Origin of the sequence: Nostoc sp., assembly GCF_036917515.1 — a bacterium.
GTDB lineage: Bacteria > Cyanobacteriota > Cyanobacteriia > Cyanobacteriales > Nostocaceae > Nostoc.
On the sequence record NZ_JBALDE010000049.1, the window covers coordinates 1 to 16,885 of the forward strand.

Annotated in this window: 17 protein-coding genes and 1 pseudogene; 14 read left to right on the forward strand and 4 right to left on the reverse strand. The window is 41.7% G+C overall.

Features of this window, described 5'->3' with window-relative positions:
- Nucleotides 1-317: 317 nt before the first annotated feature.
- The gene (locus V7K89_RS05945; protein ID WP_335185242.1) at nucleotides 318-983 is read right to left on the reverse strand and encodes a glutathione S-transferase family protein; all 666 of its coding nucleotides are present in this window, start codon (nucleotides 981-983) and stop codon (nucleotides 318-320) included.
- 364 nt (nucleotides 984-1,347) lie between these two features.
- Here V7K89_RS05945 and V7K89_RS05950 point away from each other — a divergent pair, with 364 nt between their 5' ends.
- The 4 genes from V7K89_RS05950 to V7K89_RS05965 all read left to right on the forward strand — a co-directional run bounded on the left by V7K89_RS05950 (nucleotide 1,348) and on the right by V7K89_RS05965 (nucleotide 4,095).
- Nucleotides 1,348-1,533, forward strand: a complete 186-nt coding sequence (locus V7K89_RS05950) for a hypothetical protein (RefSeq protein ID WP_335185244.1) — start codon at nucleotides 1,348-1,350, stop codon at nucleotides 1,531-1,533.
- Between the two features lie 156 nt (nucleotides 1,534-1,689).
- On the forward strand, nucleotides 1,690-2,337 hold the full coding sequence (locus V7K89_RS05955; RefSeq protein WP_335185246.1) for a histidine phosphatase family protein: 648 nt from the start codon (nucleotides 1,690-1,692) through the stop codon (nucleotides 2,335-2,337).
- 84 nt (nucleotides 2,338-2,421) lie between these two features.
- The gene (locus V7K89_RS05960) at nucleotides 2,422-3,447 is read left to right on the forward strand and encodes a glucokinase (RefSeq protein WP_335185248.1); all 1,026 of its coding nucleotides are present in this window, start codon (nucleotides 2,422-2,424) and stop codon (nucleotides 3,445-3,447) included.
- A gap of 45 nt (nucleotides 3,448-3,492) precedes the next feature.
- Nucleotides 3,493-4,095: a hypothetical protein gene (locus V7K89_RS05965; protein ID WP_335185250.1), complete on the forward strand. Its 603-nt coding sequence runs from the start codon at nucleotides 3,493-3,495 to the stop codon at nucleotides 4,093-4,095.
- 329 nt (nucleotides 4,096-4,424) lie between these two features.
- Here V7K89_RS05965 and V7K89_RS05970 read toward each other — a convergent pair whose 3' ends face one another.
- Together V7K89_RS05970 and V7K89_RS35780 are read right to left on the reverse strand one after the other, a co-directional pair.
- Nucleotides 4,425-5,195, reverse strand: coding sequence for a GNAT family N-acetyltransferase (locus tag V7K89_RS05970; protein ID WP_335185252.1), 771 nt, complete (start codon nucleotides 5,193-5,195; stop codon nucleotides 4,425-4,427).
- 286 nt (nucleotides 5,196-5,481) lie between these two features.
- Nucleotides 5,482-5,619 (reverse strand): annotated as a pseudogene (locus tag V7K89_RS35780) (IS630-like element ISAcma27 family transposase); the annotation flags it as partial.
- Nucleotides 5,620-5,756: 137 nt separating this feature from the next.
- Between V7K89_RS35780 and V7K89_RS05975 the strand changes: the two are divergent.
- From V7K89_RS05975 to V7K89_RS06000, 6 genes are all read left to right on the forward strand, one after another.
- On the forward strand, nucleotides 5,757-6,347 hold the full coding sequence (locus tag V7K89_RS05975) for a response regulator (RefSeq protein WP_335185270.1): 591 nt from the start codon (nucleotides 5,757-5,759) through the stop codon (nucleotides 6,345-6,347).
- Nucleotides 6,348-6,732: 385 nt separating this feature from the next.
- Nucleotides 6,733-7,374: a Uma2 family endonuclease gene (locus V7K89_RS05980; protein WP_335185254.1), complete on the forward strand. Its 642-nt coding sequence runs from the start codon at nucleotides 6,733-6,735 to the stop codon at nucleotides 7,372-7,374.
- A 397-nt stretch (nucleotides 7,375-7,771) separates the two neighbouring features.
- Nucleotides 7,772-9,241, forward strand: a complete 1,470-nt coding sequence (locus V7K89_RS05985; protein ID WP_335185256.1) for an efflux RND transporter periplasmic adaptor subunit — start codon at nucleotides 7,772-7,774, stop codon at nucleotides 9,239-9,241.
- Between the two features lie 18 nt (nucleotides 9,242-9,259).
- Complete coding sequence (locus tag V7K89_RS05990) at nucleotides 9,260-10,477, forward strand: ABC transporter permease (protein WP_335185258.1); 1,218 nt, start codon at nucleotides 9,260-9,262, stop codon at nucleotides 10,475-10,477.
- 31 nt (nucleotides 10,478-10,508) lie between these two features.
- A complete protein-coding gene (locus V7K89_RS05995) occupies nucleotides 10,509-10,682 on the forward strand; it encodes a hypothetical protein (protein WP_335185260.1) in 174 nt (57 codons plus the stop codon).
- Between the two features lie 287 nt (nucleotides 10,683-10,969).
- Nucleotides 10,970-11,581 carry a hypothetical protein gene (locus V7K89_RS06000; RefSeq protein WP_335185273.1) on the forward strand — a complete coding sequence of 204 codons (612 nt, stop codon included), beginning with the start codon at nucleotides 10,970-10,972 and terminating at the stop codon, nucleotides 11,579-11,581.
- A 116-nt stretch (nucleotides 11,582-11,697) separates the two neighbouring features.
- Here the strand turns inward: V7K89_RS06000 and V7K89_RS06005 are convergent, their stop codons facing one another.
- Entirely contained in the window at nucleotides 11,698-12,066 is a 369-nt protein-coding gene (locus V7K89_RS06005; protein WP_335185262.1) for a Dethiobiotin synthetase, read from the reverse strand.
- A gap of 209 nt (nucleotides 12,067-12,275) precedes the next feature.
- Here V7K89_RS06005 and V7K89_RS06010 point away from each other — a divergent pair, with 209 nt between their 5' ends.
- The 4 genes from V7K89_RS06010 to V7K89_RS06025 all read left to right on the forward strand — a co-directional run bounded on the left by V7K89_RS06010 (nucleotide 12,276) and on the right by V7K89_RS06025 (nucleotide 16,500).
- Nucleotides 12,276-12,512, forward strand: coding sequence for a hypothetical protein (locus V7K89_RS06010; protein WP_335185264.1), 237 nt, complete (start codon nucleotides 12,276-12,278; stop codon nucleotides 12,510-12,512).
- 512 nt (nucleotides 12,513-13,024) lie between these two features.
- Entirely contained in the window at nucleotides 13,025-13,270 is a 246-nt protein-coding gene (gene psaC / locus V7K89_RS06015) for a photosystem I iron-sulfur center protein PsaC (protein WP_015175986.1), read from the forward strand.
- A gap of 398 nt (nucleotides 13,271-13,668) precedes the next feature.
- On the forward strand, nucleotides 13,669-15,549 hold the full coding sequence (gene glmS / locus V7K89_RS06020) for a glutamine--fructose-6-phosphate transaminase (isomerizing) (protein ID WP_335185266.1): 1,881 nt from the start codon (nucleotides 13,669-13,671) through the stop codon (nucleotides 15,547-15,549).
- A 132-nt stretch (nucleotides 15,550-15,681) separates the two neighbouring features.
- Entirely contained in the window at nucleotides 15,682-16,500 is an 819-nt protein-coding gene (locus V7K89_RS06025) for a TnsA endonuclease C-terminal domain-containing protein (RefSeq protein WP_335185268.1), read from the forward strand.
- Nucleotides 16,501-16,885 lie beyond the last annotated feature (385 nt).

The window sequence follows — 16,885 nt, forward strand, 5'->3', positions numbered from 1 at the left end:
AAATGCTCTGAATGCGGTAACTAAAAAAGACATTATTGGATGGTTCACCCACTGCTGTTACTATATTGCACCCAACTGAGAACCGCTATATTACCAGCTCCCAATTTAGTTAGTTGTTAAAAAAGCTTTTACCAAGCCCAAGAAAGTATCTAAAAATACTGTTTAACGGCTTTTTATCCCTTTTATTACTCTGGTTTCATTTCATTGTTCAACACCGAATCAATTGGTTCAAATATTGAGCTATTTTTGCTTGCTTTAATCTAAACTCCAGGATGTAACATTATGGGCAATAGTGTTATATCTATCTTTTACGCTAGTCAGCCAGTCGGTTGTTTGCCAGTGAAAACCGCTAATTGAGCGGCGAAAGCACGCTTGAAGGCGGGCCGTGCTTCGCCACGGGCGACATAGGTAGAGAGATTCGGATAGTCGGAGAGCATACCCGAGTCTTTCAACCTGAGCAGCACTTCCACCATCATCAAGTCGCCTGCGCTGAATGCGCCATCGAGCCAGTCGGCATCTCCAAGGTGACTGGAAAGTTCCTCCAGCCGGTTACGGATGCGACCTTCGACGACACGCAGGCGCTGCTCGTACCAGTCCTGATCACGCTCTAAGTACGTGGCAATTTCCCGATCAACGATTGGCGGCTCCATCGTGTTAAGTGCGGCAAACATCCATGTGATTGCTCGCGCTCGACTATTGGCATCGTCTGGCAACAGCCCTGTATGGCGCTCCGCAATATGGAACACGATCGCCCCCGACTCGAACAGGGCGAGATCACCCTCCTCATAGGTTGGAATTTGCCCAAAAGGATGAAGCACACGGTGCGCGGGTCGCTTCATCTCACTGAACGAAACAAGACGAACATTGTAAGGTTGGCCCACTTCTTCGAGCGCCCAGCGAACGCGCATGTCACGCGCCAGTCCCTTGCCGCCATCAGGCGACCGTTCAAAGGCGGTAATGGTGGATGTCATTGTCAGGGTCATGGTGATTTCTCCTTTCGGTCCAATTTTCTGCTTTGGGTGTGTGTTCTGTCCGGCAAGAACAGTTAATAAGTATCAGGCATAAACTTATTACATTTGATAGACGTATGCAATAAATTTCTGTGCCTGAAAGCATTAAATATGGAAAAGCAACAAGTTGTTTTTGTGCTGAAATTTGTTCCGATAGTAAGGGATAGCCAATATTATTTTATGGTTGCCTTTAAACTATTCTGATGGTAAAAAGATTGGCAGAATGAAAATTTGAACAGATTGGATAAATCATACTTGAATAGAAGGCCATGTACCAAAAGGAATTTGTACAAAAGCAATTAGTAAAACTGAAAAATAGCGTCGAAGGGGAGTTGAAATGAAAATATTATGGAGTCATTCAGGAGGTATAAAGTACAAAATAGGTAATAAAGAAGTGAGTGAAACGGAATATATCAACGAAGATAAAAGACGACATCAAGAGTATCAAAATGCTATTAAATCTCGAAAAACTTTGAATGAGCTAGTCCATTTTGCTTTAGAGACTTGGCTAAAAAGGCTTTAAGAAAAGCTACATTGACAGCATTTATAACTTTTCCTAATTATTAGTATTATTAAATATTATTACGATTTTTGTCATATATTAATATTTGTAGCCGTCTTTGCAGATATCTATATATTTGTTTAACGGCGAATTCTATTCACCGGAATAATTAAACCCATGAGTCAAATCATCTGGATCGCAAGACACGCTAACCGCCTCGATTTCGTAAACCCCGATTGGTTTATCACCGCCGAACGACGCTACGATCCACCCTTGTCTGATGATGGTATGGTGCAGGCACAGCAGTTAGCTAAACGATTGAAAGGAGAAAAGATTGGACATATTTTCGCTTCTCCTTTCCTGCGAACCATACAAACGGCAAACGCAGTTGCAGAAATGCTCAACTTGCCAATTAAACTCGAAACAGGTTTGAGTGAATGGCTAAATCCAGTTTGGATGACGGAAGAACCTGAAAGACTCTCAACTCCAGCATTAGCAGAGTTATTCCCCAGAATTGACACTAGCTATACTTCGCGCATCGCCGCCAAATATCCTGAAACTCGCGAAAAAGTACGAGAACGTTCTGGGCAAACTGCTAGATGTTTAGCTAGTGAGTTCCTCCCAGACAATATCCTGCTAGTAGCGCATGGTGCATCTGTGCTGGGAGGAGCAATGGGGCTAGTGGGGGAAATTGCCAAAACAGAAGTTAAAGCTTCTTTATGTTCTCTAGTAAAAGTGGTACGTCAAGACCCAGAATGGTTATTAGAACTAACGGGAGATACTTCCCATCTAACCCACATAGAAGAAGTTATTCGATTTGCTTAAACCTCTGATAGAGATTTGCGTTCATGGCTTCTGGTACTTTGGGTATATCCTACAAAAAAAGTAATTAATTCGCGAATAAATTCTATGACTTTATTACTAGCAGGAGACATTGGCGGGACAAAAACTATTCTGCGATTGGTTGAAAAATCAGATTCACCAGCTTTACATACTATTTATCAGGAAAGTTACCACAGTGCTGATTTTACCGATTTAGTACCGATAGTACAGCAGTTTTTAGACAAAGCTAATACACCCACACCAGAAAAGGCCTGTTTTGCGATCGCAGGTCCCATTGTCAAAAATACTGCCAAACTGACCAATTTAGTCTGGTTCCTGGATACCGAACGTCTACAAGAAGAATTGGGTATCCCGCACATTTCTTTGATTAACGACTTCGCCGCCATTGGTTACGGCATTTTAGGTTTACAAAAACAAGACTTGCTGACGTTGCAAGTTGGCAAATCTCAACCCGAAGCCCCGATTGCAATTATTGGTGCTGGTACTGGCTTAGGGCAAGGATTTTTAATTAGACAGGGAAACGACTATCAAGTTTTTTCTTCAGAAGGTGGACACGCTGACTTTGCCCCTCGTAACGAGATCGAGTTTCAACTGTTAAAATACCTGCTGGGTAAGCATGATATCCAACGCATTTCTGTAGAACGTGTGGTTTCTGGAATGGGAATTGTGGCAATTTACCAATTTTTGCGCGATCGTAAATTTGCTACCGAATCACCAGATATTGCCCAAGTCGTCAGAACTTGGGAACAAGAAGCGGGACAGGAAGAGAAAAGTGTCGATGCTGGTGCTGTCATTGGTACGGCTGCACTAGAAAAACGCGATCGCCTCTGCGAACAAACTTTGCAATTATTTATAGACGCTTATGGTGCAGAAGCCGGCAATCTCGCCCTGAAACTCCTACCTTACGGCGGCTTATACATCGCTGGTGGTATTGCGCCCAAAATCCTGCCTTTAATCCAAAATAGTGGTTTCTTATTAAATTTCACCCAAAAAGGTAGGATGCGCCGCCTCCTCGAAGAGATTTCCGTGTATGTTATCCTCAACTCGCAAGTCGGCCTAATTGGTGCTGCTTTATGTGCTGCTAGGTTATAACAGCTGGCATCATCAGTGAGATCGGCATCTCAAAGGGCAAAAAATATGACAGTTAAAAGTCTGTTGCCACTAATAGCCGCCACGATAGTTTATGGTGGCTGTGTTTTTGTGGAAGCGCGTCAACCTAAACCTCCGGTAGCTGTTGTCAAACCAACCGTTTCTCAACCCGTACAGCCACAATGGAAGTTATACACTGCTCCAGATGGACGTTTTACGATTTTGATGCCGGGAAGCCCTAGCAGAAACACCGAATACCAAAAAACTTATATGGGGGAAATTACTTTAGAAATATTTGTTGCTCAACCACCAAAACAGCAAGTAGCATACATAGTTGCTTACAATGATTTTCCTTATAGTTACGGTCAAATGGCTGATCCTGAAGCTGTACTTAATAATGCACGAGATATGGCTTTAAAGACTACGAAAAGTAATTTAATTAGTCAACAAAACATTCGTAGTTCCAATAATCATTCCGGCAAAGAAATTGAGTACATCAATTCTGGAGGGAAAATTACTATAAATAGAATGTATGTTGCCGAAGGAAGATTATATCAAGTAATGGCAATAACTACAAAGAAGCAGCAGAAGACATTAGCTAAAACTATTGCTGGATATTTAAATTCATTTCATCTAGTTTTGAAAAAGTGAAATAATTAAAAGCTTTACTATATTAGCCTTGTAATCAATTGCAGGGCTAATAATTAGGTAGGCAGAAATAACTAAAATAGTCTATAATAAATTATAACTTACGTAATACACCGCAAACCAAATAAAAAATTTTGGATTGGTTAATTAACAAAATTTTTCTATTGACTATTAAATTTTATTGTATTTTAATTATTTAATTTTTTTAATCATATTGTGGATCCGCATGATGGGTGCTGTGGGAAGGAAGGGTTAAACGCCCTTCTCGACCCGATTGGGCGGTTGCTCCACCGAAAATGAACAAATCTCAATTATTCTGAATAAGCCTTCGACTAATAATCGATTTTTAGCAGCCTTGTTTGGGTGAACATACCTGCCCGCTCCAAAGTCTTCTTTGACGCATGGTTGTAATACCAGCACCCAGCAATTGGGTATAGTTCCCGTCGCCGACATTCCTCTATTAATAGCGTGATTGTGGCAGTTGCGATACCAGTGCGCCGAAAGTGTTCGATCGTGTACATGCCGATGCTGGCAACATCACTATAAAGGCTACTCGATTCGATCAACCCAAATCCGACATACTTATCGCTAGATCGTACCAGAAACAATGTGTGTGCTGCAAGATGCTTCTCAACAGGCGTGAAAAACTCACCCGCGTGCTGTTGAATGAAGGGAATATCTTCGGGATTAGCCAAGCGCAACGAAAATGATTGAGTTGCTGTATGGTCTTGTGCATGTGGAACGACATTGAAAAAGTATGCTTGTTTTGTAAGTTGGCGGTAATCATCAAGCGCATGAGCGAGAAAAAACTCGTCGCACGTTGGAACGAGCGCCGATTCGACGTGTTCTAGCTTGCATAGTTGCTGAAACACGGCTTGTCCATAGCGCTTATGTTGGTCAGTCAAGCTAAATTGGGTAAGCAAACTTTCACCATGAATTGACGCAAAGCCTGCAGATTGGCGAGCAATGAAGATGTGATAATGGTGCGACGCAAGGATATGTTCCTCTAGGAACGAATCAATGCGTGCGGGGAGTGCCGCAAGGTGGCTTTGCACCGCTTCACGAATGTCAGAAAATGAGACAGGGCTAAATTGTATGTCCATATCTACCTCTATCAAGTTGTTGCAACAGGTATAAGTAAGTCGTGGAGAAAATTTATAAGTATGTAACAAACAATTAAGCAAAAGAATTAGAGTTAAATTTTACACGTTGCGTACTATAGTTTCCCTTTTCTCCTCTTATTTGAACGCCATCAATGACAGCATGAGGCTTGCGTCTAACTCATCATCAAAGGTTTTCGAGGCTAATTCATCTTTTTTGAGGTGTTGCCACTCTAATTCAATCGGGTACCCTACCCTTCGGGTTGTGCTTTGCAGTACGGGAAGCAAGCTACATTTCCGAACAATATCTTGGGAGAAAGAAGATGTACAAACCCATTTGTTCCCACTTTGACCATAATTGCTGAACTTCTTTGCAACGATGTATTGGACCGTTATCCTGCACTATGACTCTGATACGTCCTGTTTTTTGGGCTACGTAAAGCTTTAAGCTCCATCATCTGAATAGCAGAAGTCAACCTCAAGACTAGACAACCAATTTGGTGGTTTTTCAGTGGTCGTCCGGTTGAACGTCATACCTTTATTGAGATTTGCTTGGTTTTGGAAGTGAATTGGCGGGAGATTGCTACCAATCCTCCAGCAGAATTCCGTGAACTAGAAGAATACGCCCAGCCCTCTGTGGTGGATATTGATGCATTAGTGCAACAAGTGCGATCGCAACGCTTTGACAAAATTCAAGACCAGTGTGGTATTTTGCAGTTATTGGATATCAGCCGTCCTGTTGCGATCGATGACCTATATATAGATGTAAATATTTTGGAGGAAATTGCCAGTCAACAGTGGTTAGAAATCACTGAACGCGCAAATGTGATTAGCGCTGGTTCCGTAAAAGAAGCTTTAGAAACCCTGAGTTGGTTCACGCCCAACATTATTGTATGTGAAATTAGGTTTTTAGGTGAAAGTACTTATACATTGCTAAATACATTGAATGCTATAGAAGCAGACAATGGTAAGCATATCCCAATCATTGTGACTTCAACATCTACCACAGGTACTTGTGACCAAATTCCAGATGTAGAGTTTGAAGAATATTTACTTAAGCCATTCGACCTTGATGAATTTGTTTCTATGATTGTGAATCAAGTAGAGGAAAAAGTGATGGAAAATTTTTGCACCGAGCTACTAATTTTACAGTAGTAAATAAGTTTTAGCATCTCCGTTGTTTAACTGCCCTGAAATAAATTTCTAGACTGCATAGCTAAAACCCTTGTTCAGGGTACAACTGTAGGTTAGATGCAGCCTATAATGTAAGCACATGGGTTTGAGCGAATGATAAGCAATACCCACAAAAATTACAAATATACTTATTCATTCACCTCAGAGACTCGTTCATCCACTTCAGAACTGGATTCATCCACATTAAAGACTAGTTTTATTAAAGTAGACTATCAGTGCGTTAGCCTCCGGCGTAACACACCCTACGAAAATCGTTTGCAAGGATGGAGTTAAAGCTTTGGTGTCAGCTTAGTGCTGGAAAATGAAACTTGTATGATCGTTGTTAAAGTTCCTCTTTCGCAATATTATGAGCGAATTACAGACCCAACTAGTAATCGATACCTGGATAGTAGCAACTTGGGATGAATATATCCAAATAATTGAAAATCCTACCTACGAAAAAGCCAAGGGCTACTACCACAATGGACAGATGAGGATTGAAATGCCACCACTCGGCCATGACCACGCCTGTGACAACACAATTATTGCCTTTGCTGTTAACCTTTTTTGCACAATCAAAGGCATACTCGCCAAAGGCTTAACTAACTGCACATATCGGAAAACAGGATTTAATGAAGCTCAACCTGATGTGTCTTACTATATTGGTGAGAATGCTGATGTCATTCCTTATGGAACTTCAATCATTAATCTAGATATATATCCACCACCAGATTTAGTTATTGAAGTGGCTAATACCTCACTTGCTGACGATCAAGGTGAAAAACGACTTTTGTACGAAGATTTAGGAGTGAAAGAATACTGGATTTTAAATGTCCAGAATGTCCAAGTTATGGCTTTTGCTATTGAAAACCAAGGTAGTAGGCGGATTACAGAATCTCAGGTATTACCAGGATTAGCAATTTCTTTATTAAACGATGCATTATGGCAAACTCGTCAAATAAATCAAAGTCAAGTTGGTGCTTGGTTATTAACCCAATTTCAGCAATAATTACAAACTGCTTTGCAGTAGGGAATGGGGAGTAGGGAAAAAGAAAAGGATACAGAGCAATTAATGCTTGAGCGCACTACGGCAATCCTATCTGATTTGTGAGAATTGCTAGCCGTAGATTCCCAGCTTCTCAAAAAAGTTGGGGATCTTGTTTCTCACGAATAGTTCCAGATTGCACTAATATGTTGTGGCTAAAGTCACCCTTTCAGGTGAAGACATACAGAAATACGAATGCCTAGTATGAAGGAAGATGAAGCAACTGTGAAGCTTATTATGCGTCTGGTTGTTACTTGAGTCATAAAATATTTAATCCCAAAGCTTTAACAATCCCGTATTCTCCACTTGTCCTCTAACTAAAAAATATTTTTATACAGCAAGATTTACAGGCTTCTATAACATGGCTACGCACATAGAAATTCCAGTTATTGGCAAAATTAAGTACCCATGGCGCTGGCTGATTGGGCTGATGGCAGGGAGTGCCTTAGTTGTGGGTACTGTAACAACTTACAGTTTGGTAAATCAAGGGACAAATAAAGAAGATATTGCTCAATTAACTGTGCCAGTTGCAGCACAAAACGTCACGTTGCGGATTACAGCTAGTGGCAAAGTCGTGCCAGTTCAGAGTGTAAATATTAGTCCAAAGAATCCCGGAGTGCTGTCGCAATTATATGTGGAACAAGGCGATCGCATTCAACAAGGGCAAATTCTCGCCCGCATGGATAGTGCCAGTATTGAGGCTCAAAGGAGTCAGTACCGTGCTAACTTAGCCCAAAGTCAAGCACAGCTAGCCCAAGCCCTAGCTGGTAGTCGTCCTCAAGAAATCACTCAAGCTAAGGCGCGATTAGCACAAGCTCAAGCCCAATTAGCCGCAGCTAAGGCTGGTAATCGTCCCCAAGAGATTGCTCAATCTAAATCCCAAGTAGATGCGGCTCAAGCAAAGGCGAATTACACCAGTGGACAGGTAAAGCGTTATCAATACCTATACGAACAGGGAGCAGAGAATAAACAATTACTCGATCAAGCCATCAGCGATGACAAAAGTGCTAGAGCCAGTTTAGAAGAAATAAAAAAACGATTGTCATTAGTCCAAAGTGGCACTCGCAGTGAGGAAATCGACCAACGCCAAGCCGCTGTTAACGAAGCACGGGCAGCATTGGTACTGTTAGAAGATGGCACCCGTTCTGAAGAAATTGTCCAGCGTCAAGCCGCTGTTGCATCTGCTGAGGCTCAGTTAAAGGGTGTACAAGTGCAATTAGAAGATACTATTATCCGCGCTCCTTTGTCGGGAATTGTTACCCAAAAGTATGCTGAACCAGGCGCGTTTGTCACACCTACAACTTCTGCTTCTACTAGTGCATCGGCAACTTCTAGTTCAATTGTTGCTGTAGCACGTGGTTTAGAAATATTAGCTCAAGTTCCCGAAGCCGATCTTGGCAGAATAAAACAGGGACAGCAGGTGGAAATTGTCGCCGATGCCTATCCCGACCAAGTTTTTAAAGGTCATGTGCGCCTGATTGCTCCCGAAGCAGTAATAGAACAAGGTGTGACATCTTTCCAGGTAAGGGTTGCTCTCGATACTGGCATAGATAAACTGCGTTCTGGCTTAAATGTGGATCTGACTTTTTTAGGCGATCGCGTTAATAATGCCTTGGTATTACCAACGGTGTCAATTGTTACCGAAAAGGGTAAAACTGGTGTACTCGTACCCGATGCAAAGAATAAACCCCAGTTCCGCGAAGTTACAGTTGGAGCACAAATTCAAGAACAAACTCAGATTTTAGGGGGAGTTAAAGCAGGCGATCGTATTTTTGTTAACCCACCCAAAGACTACAAAATCGAAAAGACCAAAGAACAAAATAATTCGTAATTCGTAATTATATAAGATATGAATTTCCTCGAAAGCATGAATATGGCGGGGAAAACCCTGCTGTCAAATAAGCTGCGTAGCGCCCTGACGATGTTGGGTATAGTTATTGGCAACGCCTCAGTGATTGCGATGATTGGGATTGGTGAAGGTGGGCAGAAGTATGTGAATAAACAACTGGAGTCATTAGGGCCAAATGTGCTGTTTGTACTGCCAGGTAATCGAGAAACTCAGCGGATCTCCTCTGAAGTGCCAAAAACTCTGGTGTTGCAAGATGCGGATGCGATCGCCTCTCAAGTACCAACAGTAGTAGGAGTTGCTCCCGAATTAAATACCAGACAGGTGATTACTTACCGCAACAGAAACACCGATGTCAACATTATTGGCACAACTCCCAGTTTCCTATCAGTGCGGGATTTTGAAACTGATAAAGGCAGGTTTTTCTCTGAGATAGACATCAAGCGAAGTAACCAAGTCGTAGTGCTGGGTGGCGACTTGGTAGAAAAACTATTCGGTAGTAGTAACGCTGTAGGACAGCAATTGCGAATCGGAAATACCAGCTTTCAAGTGATTGGAACGTTAACAACCAAAGGTTCCAGCGTGGGAGCAGATTATGATGATGCTGCCTTAATACCAATCACCACCTCAGCAAACCGACTTGTGGGCAAGAATTCTCCTTTTGGTATTGCCTTAGATTACCTCGTTGCTGCTGCTCGTGATTCAGAGAGTGTGGATGCAGCAGAGTTTCAAATTACTAATTTGCTGCGTCTACGACACAAAATTAATGGTGAAGATGACTTTACTCTTCGCACCCAGAAAGATGCTTTACAAACTGTCGGTCAAATTACAGGTGCATTGACAATTATGCTAGCTGCGATCGCCGGTATATCCTTGTTTGTCGGCGGCATTGGCATTATGAATATTATGCTAGTCTCCGTTACCGAACGCACCCAAGAAATCGGATTGCGAAAAGCGATCGGAGCAACTGAGCAAGATATTTTGCTACAGTTCATCATTGAGGCAGTAATAGTTTCCGCAGCTGGCGGCTTAGTTGGAACTGCGATTGGTATCAGTGGCATCCTATTAGTGGGAGCCTTGACTCCTTTAGAAGCAAGTCTTTCTCCTGTAGCGATTACTATGGCAGTTGGTGTCTCTGGAGGTATTGGTTTATTCTTTGGCGTTATTCCTGCACGTCGCGCTGCTAAACTCGACCCCATTGTGGCTTTGAGAAGTGCCTAGTACCGCAAGGCAAAAGTCAAAAGGAGCCAGTATGTTGGGGAGACAGCGCTGTGGGCGGGTTTCCCGACTTGAGGCGACTGTCGTCGGCTCTGCCGACTTGTACCCCTTCGGGGAAGCAAGCTACGCGCAGCGTCTCCCCTTGAGAGAAGCAACTGGCGGTCAAAAGTCAAAAGTCAAAATAAATACAGCGTCAGCATTTTATTGATTTGAAATAGGTAGTTTATTTACTTGTTGAAATCCAACAGCGTCTCAGCTAATACCATTTCACAAAATACCTAATACAAATGATTTTTCTCTGATTCTTTTCCCCTGCTCCCCTGCTTGCCATCCATATGAATCTTAAAGTGAAACGGTAATAACTCTTCTAGTTGAGAGATTAATAAAGGCTTCAATGCGCGATCGCAACAATTCATTGGAGTAATTTTGCTGAAAAACGGGAAGACTATGGTTACTCCCGAATGGGAAATTTTTATAAAAATCCTCAACAGCAAAATGCTCAAAAAATCTCTGCTTAACTGTTTAATTTTGCCTGTTTCTCTAATACCCTGGCTCTATGTCGGAACACTTTTTGATTCCCAAGCCAATGCTTTACCAGGGCAAAGTACAGAAGAGGTAGGTACTTGGATTAAAGCACATCCGACACTCCGCCCCAGAAGCGGAGAGCGATTATTTGTGCAAAAGACTGATACGGCTGCCCAACGATTCACTTTTCAAGCGTCGGTATTGCCTCCTGGTAGGGTAGAGTTTTCCAAAGACCGGGGCACAATTCGGACTGAGCGGATTACTATGTATGATGCTATTAACGGCATGACATTTACGCGTCTCCAAGAATCCTTGCGGGTGATTTATGGCTTGGAGATTTATCAAGATTACGATCGCGCCCAAATTGTGTATGAATATCCCAACCAGGAGGTAGTTAATTCCGCACGTCTGGCCAAAACTCCGATTCGGGAAGCCTTAAAGGGAGAATTACGAGTAGGCGATCGCTATGTATATTGGGTAGAAGTTGCCCAACCCAAGACTGGCAAAGCTTTTACCGGTCAAATGACCGTTTTGCTCAAAACTGACCTAGACAAGTTAGAAAATGAACTGCAAATTCGTTAATGTGCATGGGGCAAAAGAGGCAGAGATACGGAGGGGCAGAGGGGAAAAACTTACTGTAACTTCTTCCCTGCTCGCCTGCTCCCCTGCTCCCTTGTCCCCTTGTCCCCTTGTATCCCTCATCTCTTCTCCAACTCCATTTGAGCTAAGGTTTGCCATATACCCGAAAAGATACTTTCAGCTGCTAAGGAAATTCGTAGTAAATCTTCTTTGAGTAGTGGCGGCCAATCAACCCCGGCTTTGCGCCCTGCGCCAAATAGCTGTTGCGCCTTAATGCTTAACTGATAAAGGGCCAAAGCCAGTTCTCGGTCTAGGCTCTTTGCATCTTTGAGGGCTTCAAACACCACTTTCAATGCCAACAAAATCGAAGTAATCTGACCAGGTATCGGCGGTTTGCCCTGTTTCATACGCGTTAACAGCGCATCTGGATTTTCTTCGGTTGTGATTGTCTGATCTATGAGGAGTTTCCTAGCTGTTTCGTAATTCATGTAGTCAGTTTAGCGCACATTTTACTTCAGCAGTAATACTTAACTAAAAAGTTATAAAACGGCTTTTTAGTTATTTATAGTAATCTCTGATGATTTGTGAAATGATAGGCATGGGGAAAATAAGCGGGAATTGACGATGCTCTAGGTTAACCAGATAGACTGAATATAATATCTTTGAAAAATACACCTTACTAGGAATCAAAAGTAAAATGATCTCACCAAATTTACTAGAAATTGAGCGCTCTATCCTTGCCTTGTCTGTGGAAGAACAACTTTGGTTGTTAGAAAGTATTGCTCGACAAATCCGAGAAAATAAATATACAAAAGATAAATTAGCCAATGTTAATAATTTAGAGGAACAACTGCAAGTGACGGCTATTGAGCCAAAGATTGAAACAAAATTTGCTGCGATAACTGATGAGTTTGCAATTTCTGAAATACTCTGATATGTACATGATGAAATTGCCAGACCTAAAAAGTTAAATATACAAGTTCTCAGTGAGCGATCGCTTAAAATTGCTGACTGCGATCACAGTCTCTAAATTAATCATTTACATCGTAAAAGCAGTTTAATTACGTAACAAAAGCAAACTTTTGTGTAATCTATGTTACTAAAATATTTTGGTTTATACAGAATGTAGCGAGTACAAAATCAGATTCTTAACCAAAATCCCCATAGTTAAGATTATGGAGATGTCCCTACTTACTTTTAATTTTGTTTCATCTATCTTTACGATTCAACCCCATTATGGTATATCACTGTGGTAAATACGCTCTGATGATGTTGCTGATTATCAGTTAATAAAGACAATCTCGCAAAAAGAAATTTTAACGGTGCTTATTACATTGTTTGAAGTTATGTAGCCTTTTGATTACGGCCTATCAACCACTGCGGTAGACTATGCGTTGATTATGATTCTTTCGCAGAGAAGAACACTCGAAAGGAGCCGTTTATTCAATGTCTCATTCTGTAAAAATCTACGATACCTGCATTGGCTGCACCCAATGCGTCCGCGCTTGCCCTACTGATGTACTTGAGATGGTTCCTTGGGATGGCTGTAAAGCTGCTCAAATTGCCTCTTCACCTCGTACAGAAGACTGTGTGGGCTGTAAGCGTTGCGAAACCGCTTGTCCCACTGACTTTTTGAGCATCCGGGTTTACCTGGGCGCTGAAACAACTCGCAGTATGGGTCTAGCTTACTAAAAAGCTGAGTGCTGAGTCACCGAAGATTTGAGCGGCGATTTCCGCCGATCAAACTTCTCACTGAATGCTGAGACAAAAGAAGTAAATCAGAAACACAATTTCTTGATTCTTCACTCAGCACTCGGAACTCGGCATTTAAGGCTTTTAAATCTTTCAATAGCAAGCACCTTTAGCAAGCATTTTTTGAGCGGATACAATCTCTAAGTATCTAAATCTTAGAAGCCGTATTTGTACCCTCAGGTCAAAAGCTGACGGGAAATCCGCTGTCAAAACCCAAAATCTATAACAATACCTAGTCGTAGAGGGAGTAAAATACTCCCTTTTTTCTTTGCAAAATGTCCACTTTATGGTATCCACTATACTGGATTAAATCATCCTGAAAAAAAGTGGTGTGAACAATGTGCGGAATTGTTGGATATATAGGCACTCAAGCGGCGACAGACATTTTACTGGCTGGACTAGAAAAACTAGAGTACAGGGGCTATGATTCGGCTGGAATTGCCACTGTTTGGGAAGGTGAGGTAAGTTGTGTGCGGGCAAAGGGTAAACTCCATAACCTGCGTTCTAAACTCGAACAAATAGAAACTCCTGCCCCAATTGGTATTGGTCATACACGCTGGGCAACTCATGGTAAACCAGAAGAGTACAACGCCCATCCCCATTTGGATACAGCAAAGCGAGTGGCTGTGGTACAAAATGGCATTATCGAAAACTACCGCGAGTTACGCGAGGAACTCAAAGCAAAAGGACACGAATTTCGTTCTGAAACCGATACCGAAGTTATTCCTCATTTAATAGCCGAATTTTTAAAGAATCTTCCTCCTTCATCTTCCTTATCTCCCTTACTAGATGCAATTCGCCAAGCCGTTAATTACCTAAAAGGGGCGTTTGCGATCGCAGTTATTTCTGCTGACTACCCCGATGAATTGATTGTTGTCCGCCAACAAGCACCTTTGGTAATTGGTTTTGGGCAAGGAGAGTTATTTTGTGCGTCTGACACACCTGCGATCGTTGCCTATACCCGTGCGGTGCTACCTCTGGAAAATGGCGAAATTGCCCGCCTCACACCTTTAGGCGTTGAGATTTACAATTTTGCTGGCGATAGGCTAAAAAAACAACCCCGCCTGCTCAACTTCAATCCTGCAATGGTAGAAAAGCAGGGATTCAAACACTTCATGCTCAAAGAAATCCATGAGCAACCAGGGGTAGTAAGAGCTAGTTTAGACGCATACTTTAATCCAACCGAGTCTACCGAATCGCCAATCAATCTTGGTTTACCTGCGGATTTATACAACGATTTAGAACAAATTCAGATCCTCGCTTGTGGTACAAGTTGGCACGCAGCATTAATCGGAAAATATTTACTCGAACAACTAGCAGGAATTTCAACTCAGGTAGATTACGCTTCTGAGTATCGCTATGCACCATCACCCGTGACGGCTAACACGTTAATCATTGGTGTTACCCAATCAGGTGAAACCGCCGATACCCTAGCAGCTTTGACGATGGAAAAAGAACGTCGCCAAGGAAAAGAACCCAAATATCAAGCGCGACTACTGGGGATTACCAATCGCCCTGAAAGCAGCCTCGGTCATATGGTATCACATATTATCAGTACTCTAGCGGGAATTGAAATTGGAGTAGCGGCAACGAAAACTTTTACCGCACAACTGATGGCATTTTATGCTTTGGCATTGGATTTAGCAGCTCGTCGTCAGACAGTTTCAAAAGACACATTAGATCAAATTATTAATGGGTTGCGGCAGATTCCTAAAGAAATTGAGGCAACTTTAGAAAGTCAGGAACGTTTAACTGAACAGCTAGCACACGAATTTGCCGAAACCAAAGATTTCATTTTTGTGGGAAGAGGAATCAACTTCCCCATTGCTTTGGAAGGGGCGTTGAAATTAAAAGAAATCAGCTATATTCACGCCGAAGGGTATCCGGCTGGAGAGATGAAACACGGGCCCATAGCACTTTTAGATGCGAAAGTACCAGTAGTTGCGATCGCAATACCTGGTAGTGTTTACGAAAAAGTTATTTCTAATGCTCAAGAAGCCAAAGCCAGAGATTCTCGGTTAATTGGCGTTACTCCCGTCAACGATGGCGAAGCTGCGGAAATCTTTAACGATCTTCTTCCCATCTCTCATGTAGACGAATTACTTTCTCCGATTCTGACAGTAGTTCCCCTGCAACTATTGGCTTATCATATTGCCGCCCGTCGCGGTTTGGATGTCGATCAGCCTCGCAATCTAGCTAAAAGTGTCACTGTAGAATAGTACAATTTTATACGTTTTATAGTTGTACAACAATAAAAAAGTCGTATAACAAATAAAAAAGTTATATAATACATAAAAAAGTTGTATAATTATATCCTGTAGGTGCGTATGTGAGCATCTACAGGAGTTTTTATGGCTAGAAGCAAGCAAGATTGGACGCAAGCCAAGTTTGAGCGTTACTTGAAGGAAAGCCGTGGTCAGGGTAGTGGCAAAGACTATCAACCTTGGATAAAGATTCAGGATTTTCCGTCAAAGGGTCGTGTTTCTAGACCTGCAGGTTGGAAAACAAACCGAGAACATCATCTGCTTTCTGATAACGAGAAGCGGCTGTTTTACGTCTTCGAGTGGTCAGATACGATTGTAGATATAAGAGAGCAGTTTCCTCTAATTGACCTTGACTTAGCAATGAGTATTGCAGAGAAAATAGGTATTAACTATCCCAAAGATCCGCAAAGCAATACTCCCCGTGTTTTAACAACAGATTTTATGCTTTCTGTCAAGCAAGGCAAAACGATAGTTCAGAAAGCACGAACATTTAAGCTAACTAAGGATTTGGGAAGTAAGTCTGTAGCTGAAAAATTTGAGTTAGAAAAGCGTTACTATGCTGCCAAAGATATCGATTGGGGAATAATCACAGAGAAAGAAGTCCCTAAGCAATTAGCAGAAAATGTTGAATGGGTTCATACTGCTTATAAACTAGAAGAAAATGCAGATATAAATCTTGAAGAACTACTTGACATTGCCAACATTTTAAAATCCAGACTTCAGGAAAGTGATGCAAGCATCAATCGAATAACAACATCTTTAGACAAAAACATGAATCTAGAGGCAGGTACATCACTCTATCTTTTTAAGCATCTTATTGCTAAGAAGGAAATCATTATAAATATGTTAGCCACAAAAATATCTAGTTGTCCTTCTTCTAAAGAAATTAAAAAATTTATTTTTTAGACAAAAATATGTGGTGCATTAAATTCTATGAATAATGATTTATTTGTCAATGACCTGATTGAATGGATTGATGAATCAGGTAATAGCTTCATAGAACGAGTTCTCTGGATAGATGAAGGCTATATAGCAATCCTATCTGGGTTGTGAGAAAATACGGAACAAGCTAGAGGTATAATTAGTAGACATTATAGGGGAATATCAATGTGGATGCGATCGCTCATTTTGAACCTGAACTTCATAAATTAGATACAGTTGGAATTCATACCATTGCAGGTATTCCCAAGGAAGGCGTAATATCAAGTCCGGTTAATTAGTTACGATTAAACCCCAAGTTTAATCCACCAATGAAAGCCAGTTAGCCCTGGAATTAAATCTTGCTGCTGAA

Coding starts and splice junctions, on each gene's coding strand:
- V7K89_RS05945 (WP_335185242.1), bottom strand. CDS start 983: ATGACCCTGACAATGACATCCACCATTACCGCCTTTGAACGGTCGCCT.
- V7K89_RS05950 (WP_335185244.1), top strand. CDS start 1,348: ATGAAAATATTATGGAGTCATTCAGGAGGTATAAAGTACAAAATAGGT.
- V7K89_RS05955 (WP_335185246.1), top strand. CDS start 1,690: ATGAGTCAAATCATCTGGATCGCAAGACACGCTAACCGCCTCGATTTC.
- V7K89_RS05960 (WP_335185248.1), top strand. CDS start 2,422: ATGACTTTATTACTAGCAGGAGACATTGGCGGGACAAAAACTATTCTG.
- V7K89_RS05965 (WP_335185250.1), top strand. CDS start 3,493: ATGACAGTTAAAAGTCTGTTGCCACTAATAGCCGCCACGATAGTTTAT.
- V7K89_RS05970 (WP_335185252.1), bottom strand. CDS start 5,195: ATGGACATACAATTTAGCCCTGTCTCATTTTCTGACATTCGTGAAGCG.
- V7K89_RS05980 (WP_335185254.1), top strand. CDS start 6,733: ATGAGCGAATTACAGACCCAACTAGTAATCGATACCTGGATAGTAGCA.
- V7K89_RS05985 (WP_335185256.1), top strand. CDS start 7,772: ATGGCTACGCACATAGAAATTCCAGTTATTGGCAAAATTAAGTACCCA.
- V7K89_RS05990 (WP_335185258.1), top strand. CDS start 9,260: ATGAATTTCCTCGAAAGCATGAATATGGCGGGGAAAACCCTGCTGTCA.
- V7K89_RS05995 (WP_335185260.1), top strand. CDS start 10,509: ATGTTGGGGAGACAGCGCTGTGGGCGGGTTTCCCGACTTGAGGCGACT.
- V7K89_RS06000 (WP_335185273.1), top strand. CDS start 10,970: ATGCTCAAAAAATCTCTGCTTAACTGTTTAATTTTGCCTGTTTCTCTA.
- V7K89_RS06005 (WP_335185262.1), bottom strand. CDS start 12,066: ATGAATTACGAAACAGCTAGGAAACTCCTCATAGATCAGACAATCACA.
- V7K89_RS06010 (WP_335185264.1), top strand. CDS start 12,276: ATGATCTCACCAAATTTACTAGAAATTGAGCGCTCTATCCTTGCCTTG.
- psaC (WP_015175986.1), top strand. CDS start 13,025: ATGTCTCATTCTGTAAAAATCTACGATACCTGCATTGGCTGCACCCAA.
- glmS (WP_335185266.1), top strand. CDS start 13,669: ATGTGCGGAATTGTTGGATATATAGGCACTCAAGCGGCGACAGACATT.
- V7K89_RS06025 (WP_335185268.1), top strand. CDS start 15,682: ATGGCTAGAAGCAAGCAAGATTGGACGCAAGCCAAGTTTGAGCGTTAC.